Raw genomic sequence first — 11,701 nt, forward strand, 5'->3', positions numbered from 1 at the left:
CCATGTTGACCCCCTTCAGCGATACGCCGCTGGCACTGAACAGCGACTTCGGCGCCCTGGAGGGCGACGCCCTGCGGCTGGTGGAGCGCCGCTACGTCGACGGCGGCCTGGCCGTGACGCGCGAGCGCTTCGGCAGCCGCCACGAGGCGGGTGACGTGGTCTGCACCGCGCGGGCCGGCGACCAGGTCATCGGCACGTTGACCGTGCGCTTCGACGGCGCGGGCGGCTTGAAGGCCGACCTGCTGTTTGAAGCCGAGCTGGCGGCCTGGCGTGCTGCCGGCGTCAAGCTGTGCGAGTTCGGCAGCCTGGCCGTGGACAAGCATTCCCACGACCCCAAGCGCCTGCTGGCGCAGCTCTTTCACCTGGCCTACCTGCACGCGCATCGGCGCGCCCGCTGCGCGCGTGGCGTCATCGAGGTCAACCCGCGCCACGTGGCCTTCTACCGCCGCCTGCTGGGATGGCTGCCGCACACGACGGCGCGCCACAACCCCCGCGTGAACGCACCGGCCGTGCTGATGAGCTTCGACCTCGCCGCCGTGCGCGAGCAGATCGCCTTCTGGGGCGGCCGCCCCGCGCTGTTGACGCAGGCGCGCTGCCTCTATCCGCTGGCCTGGGACCCGGCCACGGAAGCAGCGATGCTGGCCGCCTTGTGCTGAACCCGCCCTGTGCCGGGCGCGGCCATGGGAACGGCGCTTGCCGGGCACCGGTGTGTCACGGATCGGCAGTTTCTTCCTCGCCGCCGCCCTCTGTGGGCTGGCCACGCAGGCCCCCGCCGCGAGCGGCAGCGGCATTTGCGAATGGCGGGCGCCCGCGCAAGACCCATTCGCCGGCGACGTGCCCGACGCCGTGGACGACTACACCGACATCCCGGCGCCCAACCGCGCCCGCCTGAAAGCGCGGATGAAGGCGTTTGCCTATGACGACATCGTGTCCATCCGGCGCAGCACGATAGAAGGCAACTTCCGCTACGAGCCCGCGCTGCTGGACATGCATTTCGGCACCCGGCGCATCTGCGGCAAGGTCACGCGCAACTCCTGGCACCCCGATCACGAGCAGCGCGCGCTGGCCTACTGCGAGGACGGGCATTGCGTGGCCGTGCCCCTGATTTGCCGCAATGTCAGCCGCATCGTTCGCAAATCTGCCGTCACGGCAAGGGGCGTTCCCGCGGCGGCGGGCGGCCCCGCCGACCCGCTCATCTTCGATCCACCTGCGGCCGGCTTGCCGCCGGTGCCCGCAGCCGTGGACGAAGCCGGCCCCACGGCGCACCCCTTGCTGGCGCCACCGCGCACCGCCGCCCGCATGCCGCCCGCCACTGACCTGCCACTCGCGTCAACGCCGCTGCAGCCGCTGCCGCCGGCGGCCGAGACGCCGGTTGCCGGCGTGCCGCCATGGCCTGCATCACCGGCGCCGCCCGCCGAGGTGCCGCCCGTCGTCGCCACGCCGCCCGCGCCACCGGAGCTGCCCTCGCTGCCGCCCGGGGCAGACCCCACGCCGGCGCCGGCCTTGCCAACGCCCGGCATCCCCCCGTTGCCGCCGGCCCCCGCCGTGCCAGAGCCGGCCACCGCGCTGTTGTGGGCCGTGGGGCTGGCCGCGGGCGCCCTGTGGGTCCACAGGCGGCGCGGCGGCAGCGAACGTTCAGCGCAGCGCTGAGCCGCGCGGCACCTCACAGCCCCAGCACATCCGCCAGCAACGCCGGCAACTCCTCCAGCGTGTTCTGCTTGTCGAACGTGGCCCGCACGCCGGCGCGCTCCGCATCGACGAGGACCTCCAGCGGCAGGTTGCCCGAGCCGATGATGACGGGCAGGCCCGGCCGCACCGCGTTGATGCCACGCAGCACGTCCAGGCCCGACGTGCCCGGCATGTTCAGGTCCGTCACGACGACGTCGATGTCCCAGGGCGCGCGCTCGAAGCAGCGCAGCGCCTGCTCGCCGTGGTTGAACACCGTCACGCGGTAGCCCGAGCGCTCCAGCAGGCGCGAGACCATCAGTGTCATGACCTCGTCGTCATCGACGTACATCACATGCCGGCCCTCGCCGTCGGGCGCCTGCTCCTCCAGCAGCATGGGTTCGGTGACGACCGCGTCGTCGTCGGCCGGCAGCCAGATGTCGAAGGTGGTGCCGCGGCCGAGGGTGCTGTCGACCGTGATCGCGCCGCCGTGCCCGGCCACGATGCCATGCACCACCGACAGGCCCAGCCCCGTGCCCTCGCCCTCGGGCTTGGTCGTGAAGAAGGGTTCGAACACGCGCTTGGCCGTCGCCTCGTCCATGCCGGGCCCGTCGTCACGGACGCACAGGTGCACGTACCGCCCCGGCGCCAGCCGGCCGATGCGGTCGACGGCGTCACGGTCCAGCGTGACCTCATCGGCGCCGATCTGGATGCGCCCCGGGCGCCCCGCCATCGCCTGCCAGGCGTTGGCGCACAGGTTGATCAGCGCCTGCTCCACCTGGGTCGCATCGGCAAAGACCCGCAGTGGACGGGCGGGCAGCAGCGCCTCCAGCTTGACCGACGTCGGCACGGTGGGCCGCAGCAGGCCCAGCGTCTCGTCGACCAGCTCGCGCAGCTCGCAATGCGCCGGGCGCTTGGGCCGGCGGCGCGCGAACGTCAGGATCTGCTGCACCATCTCCCGCGCGCGCAGCCCGGCCTTGCGGATCTGCTGCAGGCTCTGCACGGCGGGGTGGCCCGCCTCCAGGTCACCCAGCGCCAGTTGCGTGTTGCCGAGGATGCCGGCGGCGATGTTGTTGAAGTCGTGCGCGATGCCGCCGGCCAGCACGCCGATGGCCTCCAGCTTCTGCGTCTCGCGCAGGTGGTCCTCCAGCGCGCGGCGCGACTCCTCGGCGCGCCGCTCCTGGGTGACGTTGCGGCCGACGCCGCGATAGCCGGCGAAGCCGCCGTCGTCGTCCAGGACCGGCTCGCCGCTGATGCGGAACACCTGGGTCGTGCCGTCCGGGGCCTTCTGCACCATCTCGAAATCGCGGAAGGCCTCGTGGCGGGCCAGCTTGGCCTGCTGGTGCACCCAGTCGTCCGGGTCGGCGTCGGCGCAGCCGTCCCACAGCCGCTTGCCGAGGGCTTGCTCCACGTTGAGCAGGCCGCTGCGCTTGGCACCGTCGGAGATGAAGGTGTAACGCAGGTCCGCGTCGATCTCCCAGTACCAGTCGGACGACAGCGCCGTCAGCGACCGGAACTGCGCCTCGCTGCGGTGCAGCGCCAGCTGGGCCTGGTTGCGCTCGGTGAGGTCGCGCATGAAGGCCGCGAAATGCCGTTGGCCACCGACGGCCAGTTCGCTGAAGGCCACCTCGATCGGCACCTCCGTGCCATCGGCCCTGAGGCCCACCGTCTCCGTCGCCCGCCAGTTCAGCCGGCGCTGCCCGGTGCGCAGGTAGGCACCGAAGCCGCGGGTGTGCGCCTCGCGCAGCCGTTCGGGCTGCACCACCCCCAGATGGCGGCCGATGAGGTCTTCGGGTTTGTGGCCGAACATCGTCTGCAGCGCCGGGTTGGCGAAGCGGATGATGCCGGCGTCATCGATGATCAGCACCGCGTCGGTGGTGGTCTGCCACAGCAGCCGGTAGCGCTCCTCGCTTTCGCGCAGCGTCGCCTCGGACCGTTCCAGCGCCGCCATCAGCTGGGCGCCCTGCGCGCGCCCCTGCTCGGCATGGGAGCGCTCGAGTCGCACGCGCAGCAGGTCGGCCACGAGGTCCGCCAGGTGCTTGAGCACCTGCGCCTGCTCCGGCGTCAGCGCCCCGGGCTTGTTGTCGAGCACGCACACCGCGCCGAGCAGGAAACCGTCGAACAGCAGCGGGTGGCCGGCGTAGAACCTGACCGCGGAACTGCCGGTGACCAGGGCGTTGTCCCGAAAGCGCGGATCGCCGGTCGCGTCGCAGACCTGCAGCAGCTGGTCGCTGCCCAGCGCGTGAACGCAGAACGACTCCGACAGCGGGTGGAACAACTGGTCCCAGCCGACCCGCGAGGCCACCCATTGGCCCTCGGGCGAGATGAAGGTGATCAGCGACGTCGGCCGGCCGGTCGCGAGCGCCGCGATGGCCGTGACGCGATCAAACGACGGGTCCTCATGCGGGCGCAGCAGGTCAAGCGACCGCAGGAGAGCCAGTCGGGCCGGGTCAGCGAGGTCGTAGGCCACTTGGGTTGAGCCTGAAGGAAACCCATCGTGCCTGACCGCGCGTTTCAGCGCAATCGGCGTCTGTGCGCCCCGTCGCGGTGGCAATGCAGCCCGGCGATGATGGCGGGCATGGACACGCCCGACGATCTCGACACGCCCCGCCCCGGCTGGCTCGGCCCCTGGCTGAAGGGTTTCCCGGCGCTGCAGCCGCCGCTGCCGCTGGCCGACGTCGCGCAGCGCGGCTGGACGCTGCAAGGCGCCGAGCTGCCGCTGCCGCTGGCCGTCGTGCGGCAGACCGCGCTGGCCCACAACATCGCCTGGATGCAGCGGTTCGCGGCCGAGCGCGGCGTGCAACTGGCGCCGCACGGCAAGACGACGATGAGCCCGCAGCTGTTCCGTCGCCAGCTGGACGCCGGCGCCTGGGGCCTGACGTTTGCGAACGTGCACCAGCTGCGCCTGGGCGTGGCCGCCGGTGCGCGGCGGGCGCTGATCGCCAACCAGGTCATCAACGCGGCCGAACTGGCTGAGCTGCTGGACCTGCGACGGCGCCACCCGGGGCTGGAGCTGGCCTTCTTCGTCGACTCGCAGGCGCAGCTGGACCTGCTGGCTGCGCACTGGGCGCCGCTGGGCGCCGGCGAAGCGCGGCTGGACGTGCTGATCGAGCTGGGCACGTCGCGCTGCGGCCTGCGCGAGCACGGCCCGGCGCTGGCGCTTGCGCGTGCGCTGAAGACCCACCCGGCGCTGCGGCTGCGCGGCATCGGCTTCTACGAGGGCTTGCAGGTGCGCGGTGAGAGCGAGCCCGACCGCGCGCTGATGCAGCAGTGGCGGGGCCGCGTCGAGGCGCTGCTGGCGGACATCGAGGCTGAGGGCCTGCTGGACGACGACGCCCACCCGCTGTGGCTCAGCGGCGGCGGCTCGGCGCTGTTCGACCTGGTCGCGCCCGTGATCGCCGGCAAGCCGGGTCGCCTGGGCCTGCTGCGCTCCGGCTGCTACATCTGCCACGACCACGAGCACTACGGCCGCTACATGCAGGCCATGGACGCGCGCCTGCACACGCCGCTGGGCATGCCCAGCCTGCAGCCGGCGCTGGAGGTCTGGACGCAGGTGCTGTCCAGCCCGGAGCCGGGCCTGGCGCTGCTGAACGCGGGCCGGCGCGACGTCTCGTTCGACCAGGGCTGGCCCGTGCCGGTCTGGCATCTGGGCGATGGCGGGCGCGTGGCGGCGCCGGCGGGCTGGCGCGTGACCGGCCTGAACGACCAGCATGCGTATCTGCGCTGGGACCCGACCGCCTGCGACGGGCCGGCCGTCGGCACGCGCGTCGCACTTGGCCCCTCCCACCCCTGCACCACCTTCGACAAATGGGCCTGGATGGCCGTCGTCGACGACAACGACTGCGTGGTGGACGCCATCACGACCCAGTTCCAATGAACCGCCGCCAACTGCTCCTGTCCTGCGCCGTCCCACTGATGCCCGCCCTCGCCGCCACGCCTCCCCGCTTCCTGCATGTCGGCACCTATGCGCCGCAGGGCCAGGGCATTTACAGCTTCGCCCTCGGCACCGACGGTGGGCTGAAACCGCTGGGCATCACACCCAATGCGCACAGCCCGAGCTGGGTGGCCGCGCACGGCGGGCGCGTCTACGCCGCCGAGGAAGGCGGCGACCATGTTGCCGTCTACACGCAGGACGCCGGTGGCCAGCTGAGCCTGCTGCAGCGCACACCCAGCGGCGGCCGCAGCCCGGCCCACCTGTCGGTCAGCGCGGGCCGCGTCTGGGTGGCGCACTACGGCGATGCCCGCTTCGCTGCGCTGGCACTGCAGGACGACGGACGCCTGGGCGCCGCGCAGAGCTGGCCCAGCTGCGCTGGGTCTGACTGTCACCCCGGCCCGCGGCGCGCCGCCCAGGCGCCCCTCGGCAGCCAGGCCGACAGCGGCCACGACGCGCCGCATGCCCACATGATCCAGACCAGCCCCGACGGCCGCTGGCTGGTTGGCACTGACCTGGGCCGCGACCGCCTGCTGGCCTGGCCGCTGACCGCCTCGGCGCCGACATCGCCGGCTCGCGAGCTGGCCCTGAGCCCCGGCTCGGGCCCGCGCCACTTCGCCTTCCACGCCGAAGACGCCAGCCTGGTCTATGTGCTGCAGGAGGAGTCGTCGACGCTGTCGACCGTCGCGTTAGGCCCGGACGGCCCACGGCTGCTGGACGAGATCGCCGTGCTGCCGCCCGGCTTCGCCGGCACCAACTACGCGTCCGACCTGCTGGTCGCGCCCGGTGGCCGGCACCTGTACGCGCTGAACCGCCTGCACGACAGCCTGGCCGTCATTTCGCTCGCCGAGCCGCGTCGGCCCCGGCTGCTGGACCACCACTGGGTGCACGGCAGCTACCCGCGCAGTGCCTGCATCGCGGGTGCGCAGCTCTATGTCTGCAACCAGCGCAGCGACCAGCTCAGCCACTTCGACCTGAGCCGGCCCGAAGCGCCGCGCTTCACGGGCCGGCAGACCGCCTTGCCCAGCCCGGCCGGCGCCTGCGCGCTGTAGGCGTCGTCCCAAAAGAAAAATGGCATGGCCTCGCGGCCATGCCATCTGCTGCAGAGCTGAAGCCGCTCAGGCGCGGCGGCGGCGCGCGGCAGCCACACCGGCGAGGGCCAGACCGACCAGCGCCAGCGAGGCCGGCTCGGGCACGGTGGCGGCGGCTTCGCGGTTGAACACGAAGTTGTCGTAGGCCTGGTTGTTGTTGCCCGCGAACTCGACGCGGCTCAGGTTGGCCCAGTCCGAGGACAGCGCCAGCGTCTGGATGGAGTCGGTGAACGTCAGCAGCTGGGTCACCGTGCTGTTGTCGGCATGGAAGCCCGTCAGCGTCACGCTGGTGGCGCCGCCTCGGCCGAAGTGCCCGTAGTCGAACTGCGACAGCGCGAACAGCTGGCCGCCCGCGCGGCTGATGCGCAGCACGCCGGTGCTGTCGTGCATCAGCCAGTCCGTGCCGTTGTTGAAGGCATAGTTGCCGACGCCATACGCGCTGTCGATGGCATGGCCATGGTCCAGCAGGAAGCTGAAGCTCTGGTTCGTGAACCCGCTGTTGCCGTAGTTCGTGACGCTGGACGCGCCGGCGATGTTCTCAAACGCCACGGTGACCGGGGCGGCCCAGGCCTGTGCGGCCGCCAGGGCCAGGATGCTGACCAGAACTGTTCTTTTCATGACGATCTCTTCCTCACTGCAGGCATTGCAGCGGCGCGACTCTAATGAGCCGCCTCCTTGCAACGCCCCCCGTGAGTCGAGGGGCCGACCGGTGCTTTGTCACGTTTGAAAGCCACGGGCGAACACGCCGTGGAATCTGCACGGTCGGCCGGCGCTCAGGCGACTGCTTCGGCCTTGCGCCAACGCCTGGGCGTCATCTTGCGGATGCCGTCGTCCACCAGCGTGAACAGCACCGGAATGACCAAGAGGCTCAGGAAGGTCGACATGATGAGCCCGCCGATGACGACGATGGCCATGGGGGCGCGAAAGCTCGGGTCAGTGCCGAAACCCAGCGCGATGGGCAGCATGCCGGCGCCCATCGCCAGCGTCGTCATGACGATGGGCCGGGCGCGCTTGTGGCAGGCATCGATGAGCGAGTCCAGCCGACCCAGGCCATGTTCGCGCTGGGCCATGATGGCGTACTCCACCAGCAGGATGGAGTTCTTGGTCGCGATGCCCATCAGCATGATCATGCCGATCATGGCCGGCATGGACAGGTCGGTGCCGGTGACGAACAGCGCCAGGATGGCGCCCGGGATGGACAGCACCAGCGCGCCCAGGATGGTGACCGGCTGCACCCAGGCGTGGAACAGCAGCACCAGCACGATGTAGATGCAGGCCACGCCCGTGCCCATCGCCAGCAGGAAGCTGGCGCTCAGCTCGGCAAAGGCCTCGGCATCGCCGACCTCGGTCTTGATGATGCCCGGTGGCAGGTGGGCGACGGACGGCAGGGCCGCCACGCGCGCCTGCACGTCGCCCAGCGCTTCGCCGTTCAGCTCGATCTCGAAGTTGACGTTGCGGGCGCGGTTGTAGCGGTCGATCTGCGCCGGGCCCGTGCCCAGCGCGATGTCGGCCACCTGCTCCAGCGGCACCGGGCCGCGGGCGCCCGGCACGTTGAGCTGGCTCAGCAGCGCCAGGTCGGTGCGCGCGCCCTCGGGCAGCTTGACGACGATGGGCACCTGGCGCTGCGCCAGGTTGAGCTTGGGCAGGAACTGGTCGTAGTCGCCGCTGGTGGCGATGCGCAGCGTCTCGGCAATGGCCGAGGTGCTGACGCCCAGGTCCGCCGCCCGCGCGCTGTCGGGCTTGACGATCAGCTCGGGCCTTTGCAGCGCCGAGCTGCTGGTGACCTGGCCGATGCCGGCCAGGCCGCGAAGCTCGCGCTCCACCTTGGCGGCATGCGCCGTCAGTGCCTCGCCGTCCTCGCCGGCCAGCACGAGCACGTATTTCTCGTTGGAACCGCCAAAGCCGACGTTGAAGCGCGCGCCGGGGATGGCCTCCACCGCCGCGCGCAGGTCGCGCTCGATGGCCTGCTTGCTGGTGCCCTTGCGGTCGCCGCGCGGCGTCAGGTTGATCGTCAGCGTGGCCTTGCGGGCCTCGGCCGCGCCACCCATCGCGAACGGGTCCGATCCCGCCGCGCCGCCGCCGACGGCCGTGTAGACCATCTTCACGTGCGGGTTCCTCGCCACCGCGTCGCGCGCGGCCACGGCCACCTTCAGCGTGTCGGCATAGGTGCTGCCGGGCTCCAGGCTGATGTAGACCTGGGTCTGGCTGAGGTCGTCCGGCGGGATGAAGGCGCCGGCGATCTTGCCGGCGAACAGCGGCGAGCAGCTCGCCACCGCGAACACCGTCGCGAAGGCCAGCGTCTTGCCGCGGTGCGTCAGGCACCAGCGCGTCAGCTGCAGGTAGCGCGCCATCCAGAAGGGCTCGCCCGGGTCGTGGCTGGGCTTCTTCAGGATGTAGGCGGCCATCATGGGCGTCAGCAGCCGCGCGACGACCAGGCTGAAGAACACGGCGATCGCCGCGGTCCAGCCGAACTGCACGAAGAACTTGCCCGGCACGCCGGCCATGAAGGCGGTGGGCAGGAACACGGCGATCAGCGTGAAGGTCGTCGCGATGACGGCCAGGCCGATCTCGTCGGCCGCCTCGCGGGCCGCGTCGATGGGGCTCTTGCCACCGGTCAGGTGGCGCATGATGTTCTCGATCTCGACGATGGCGTCGTCCACCAGGATGCCGATGACCAGCGACAGCGACAGCAGCGTCACCACGTTGAGCGTGAAGCCCATCCAGTGCATGACGGCGAAGGTCGGGATGGCCGACAGCGGCAGCGCGACCGCGCTGACGAAGGTGGCGCGCCAGTCGCGCAGGAACCACCACACCACCAGCACGGCCAGCAGCGCGCCTTCCAGCAGCAAGGTCATGCTGCCGTCGAAGTTCTCCACCACCGGGTCGACGAAGTTGAAGGCCTCGGTGACGGTGATGTCGGGGTGGCCCGCCTTCAGCTCCTCGACCGCGGCGCGCACGCCGGCGGCCACGTCGACCTCGCCGGCACCGCGGGTGCGCGTGATCTCGAAGCCGACGACCGGCGCGCCGTTCAGCAGCGCGCCCGAACGCTTCTCGGCCGTCGTGTCGCTGACCGTGGCGAGCTGGTCCAGCCGCACGCGGCGGCCATCGGCCAGCGTGATCTCCAGCGCGGCCAGCTCCTGCGCGTTGCCAACCGTGGCGATAGTGCGCACGCTCTGCTCGGCACCACCCAGGTTGGCGCGGCCGCCGGCCGCCTCCTGCTGCGTCTGGCGCAGCTGGCGCGACACGTCGGCGGCGCTGGCACGCAAGGCCAGCAGGCGCGCCGGGTCCAGCTCAACGCGCACCTCCCGGGCCACGCCGCCCACGCGGGCCACCGAGCCCACGCCGCGCACGGCCAGCATGCGCTTGGTGACCTGGTTGTCGATGAACCAGGACAGCGCCTCGTCGTCCATGCCTCTGGATGACACGGTGTAGGTCAGGATGGGCGCGCCGCTGAGGTTCATCTTGGTGATGACCGGGTCGCGCAGGTCGGCCGGCAGGTCGGAGCGCACGCCCTGCACGGCACTGCGCACGTCGTCCAGCGCCTCCTGCACCGGCTTCTCCAGGCGGAACTCGGCCGTGATAGTGGCCGTGCCGTCCTGCACCTTGGTGTAGATGTTCTTCAGGCCCTGCACGGTGGCGATGGCGTTCTCGACCTTGCGCGCCACCTCGGTCTCCATCTGCGCCGGCGCGGTGCCGGGCAGGCTGGTGGTGACGAGGATGGTGGGCAGCTCGATGTCGGGGAACTGCTGGATCTTCATGGCCTTGAAGCCCAGCAGTCCGGCCGCCGTCAGCATGACGAACAGCAGCAGCGCGGGGATGGGCTGGCGGATGGCCCAGGCGGAGAAATTGAACATGGCAGCCTCTCGCCTCACTTCGCCACGGCACTGGCCGCGCCGGCCGGCGTCGGAACGACACGCACGGTGTCGCCGTCGGCCAGGAAGCCCACGCCCTGGGCCACGACCGGCTCACCGGCCTTGAGCCCGCCGCGCACCTCGACGCGGTCGCCCTGGCGCCGGCCGGTGTCCACCTTGGCCTGGCGCACCTTGCTGCCTTCGATTCGGAACACGTACGCAAAACCGTCGCGCAACAGCAGCGCCGACTGCGGCAGCGTCAGCACCATCGTCTCGCCCAGCGCGAACTCGCCGCGCGCAAACATGCCGGCGCGCGCTGCGGGGTTGGCCGGCACGTCGACCAGCACGCGGCCCATGCGGTTGGCCGGGTCCACGGTGGGCGCCACCAGCCGCACGCGACCGTCCAGCGGCAGGCCGCCGGCCGGCGTGATGCGCACCTTCTGGCCCGTGCTGATGGTGCCCAGGTCGGCGCCGGGCACCTCGGCACGCCATTCCAGGCGGCCGTCGCGGATCAGCGTGAACAGCGTCTGGCCGGGCTGCGGCAGGCCGCCCTCGACGGCGTCCTTGGTGGCGACCACGCCATCCACCGGCGCGACGACGCGGGTGTGGGACAGGCGCAGCTCATCGGCCGCCACGCGGGCCTGCGCCGCGGTCGCGCGGGCGCGCGCCGCGGCGTCGCTGGCCTGGGCCTGCTCCACCTGCTGGGCGCTGACGGCCTCAGTGCCGGCCAGGCTCTTCAACCGCCGTGCGGTGGCCGCCGCGTCCTGCGCGGTGGCCTGCGCTTCGGCCAGGCTGGCCTTGCTGGCGGCCAGCTCGGCCGCAAGGCTGGCGGACGCGAGCTGGGCCAGCAGCTGGCCCTTCTTCACGCGCTGGCCGATGTCCACGGCCACGCGCTCGATGCGCTGGCCGGTGGCCTCGGTGCCCACCTGCACCTCGCGCCAGGCGGCCAGGCTGCCGTTGGCGGACAGCGTCTGCGGCCAGCGCTCGCTGCTGGCCTGCACGGCGGCCACGCTGAGCGCCGGCCGGGGGGCCGCGTTGGTGGCGGCGACGGCGTCGGCGGCATCGGCGGGTTGCAAGGCCAGCAGCAGCGCGCCGGCCAGGGCCAGCAGCAGCGTGGCGCTGGCGACGGACGGGAGGGAAGGCTTCGTGAGCTTCATGGTCGT

At 71.8% G+C, this 11,701-nt stretch carries 8 protein-coding genes; 4 read left to right on the forward strand and 4 right to left on the reverse strand.

Features of this window, described 5'->3' with window-relative positions; genetic code table 11:
• Window positions 1-2: 2 nt before the first annotated feature.
• Both AC1D29_RS21760 and AC1D29_RS21765 read left to right on the forward strand, forming a co-directional pair.
• Window positions 3-656, forward strand: a complete 654-nt coding sequence (locus tag AC1D29_RS21760; RefSeq protein ID WP_477901328.1) for an N-acyl amino acid synthase FeeM domain-containing protein — start codon at window positions 3-5, stop codon at window positions 654-656.
• Window positions 657-693: 37 nt separating this feature from the next.
• Complete coding sequence (locus tag AC1D29_RS21765; protein ID WP_477901330.1) at window positions 694-1,650, forward strand: MHFG family PEP-CTERM protein; 957 nt, start codon at window positions 694-696, stop codon at window positions 1,648-1,650.
• Between the two features lie 13 nt (window positions 1,651-1,663).
• On the opposite strand, the gene AC1D29_RS21770 is transcribed toward AC1D29_RS21765, so the two are convergent.
• Window positions 1,664-4,135, reverse strand: a complete 2,472-nt coding sequence (locus AC1D29_RS21770) for a hybrid sensor histidine kinase/response regulator (RefSeq protein WP_477901332.1) — start codon at window positions 4,133-4,135, stop codon at window positions 1,664-1,666.
• 108 nt (window positions 4,136-4,243) lie between these two features.
• Between AC1D29_RS21770 and AC1D29_RS21775 the strand changes: the two genes are divergently transcribed.
• Entirely contained in the window at window positions 4,244-5,542 is a 1,299-nt protein-coding gene (locus AC1D29_RS21775) for an alanine racemase (RefSeq protein ID WP_477901334.1), read from the forward strand.
• Window positions 5,539-6,648 (forward strand): lactonase family protein, encoded by a 1,110-nt coding sequence (locus AC1D29_RS21780; RefSeq protein WP_477901336.1) that lies wholly within the window; start codon window positions 5,539-5,541, stop codon window positions 6,646-6,648. The genes AC1D29_RS21775 and AC1D29_RS21780 overlap by 4 nt, the downstream gene beginning before the upstream one ends.
• Before the next feature lie 66 nt (window positions 6,649-6,714).
• Here AC1D29_RS21780 and AC1D29_RS21785 read toward each other — a convergent pair whose 3' ends face one another.
• The 3 genes from AC1D29_RS21785 to AC1D29_RS21795 form a co-directional block, all read right to left on the reverse strand.
• Window positions 6,715-7,305, reverse strand: a complete 591-nt coding sequence (locus AC1D29_RS21785) for a PEP-CTERM sorting domain-containing protein (RefSeq protein ID WP_477901338.1) — start codon at window positions 7,303-7,305, stop codon at window positions 6,715-6,717.
• A 155-nt stretch (window positions 7,306-7,460) separates the two neighbouring features.
• Window positions 7,461-10,541 carry an efflux RND transporter permease subunit gene (locus AC1D29_RS21790; protein WP_477901340.1) on the reverse strand — a complete coding sequence of 1,027 codons (3,081 nt, stop codon included), beginning with the start codon at window positions 10,539-10,541 and terminating at the stop codon, window positions 7,461-7,463.
• A gap of 14 nt (window positions 10,542-10,555) precedes the next feature.
• Window positions 10,556-11,695 (reverse strand): efflux RND transporter periplasmic adaptor subunit, encoded by a 1,140-nt coding sequence (locus AC1D29_RS21795; RefSeq protein WP_477901342.1) that lies wholly within the window; start codon window positions 11,693-11,695, stop codon window positions 10,556-10,558.
• Window positions 11,696-11,701 lie beyond the last annotated feature (6 nt).

It is taken from the genome of Roseateles sp. P1_C6 (assembly GCF_056406315.1).

What these genes read in the sequence shown, in the direction of transcription:
- AC1D29_RS21760 (WP_477901328.1), top strand. Translation starts at nt 3, where the DNA reads ATGTTGACCCCCTTCAGCGATACGCCGCTGGCACTGAACAGCGACTTC.
- AC1D29_RS21775 (WP_477901334.1), top strand. Translation starts at nt 4,244, where the DNA reads ATGGACACGCCCGACGATCTCGACACGCCCCGCCCCGGCTGGCTCGGC.
- AC1D29_RS21780 (WP_477901336.1), top strand. Translation starts at nt 5,539, where the DNA reads ATGAACCGCCGCCAACTGCTCCTGTCCTGCGCCGTCCCACTGATGCCC.
- AC1D29_RS21785 (WP_477901338.1), bottom strand. Translation starts at nt 7,305, where the DNA reads ATGAAAAGAACAGTTCTGGTCAGCATCCTGGCCCTGGCGGCCGCACAG.
- AC1D29_RS21790 (WP_477901340.1), bottom strand. Translation starts at nt 10,541, where the DNA reads ATGTTCAATTTCTCCGCCTGGGCCATCCGCCAGCCCATCCCCGCGCTG.
- AC1D29_RS21795 (WP_477901342.1), bottom strand. Translation starts at nt 11,695, where the DNA reads ATGAAGCTCACGAAGCCTTCCCTCCCGTCCGTCGCCAGCGCCACGCTG.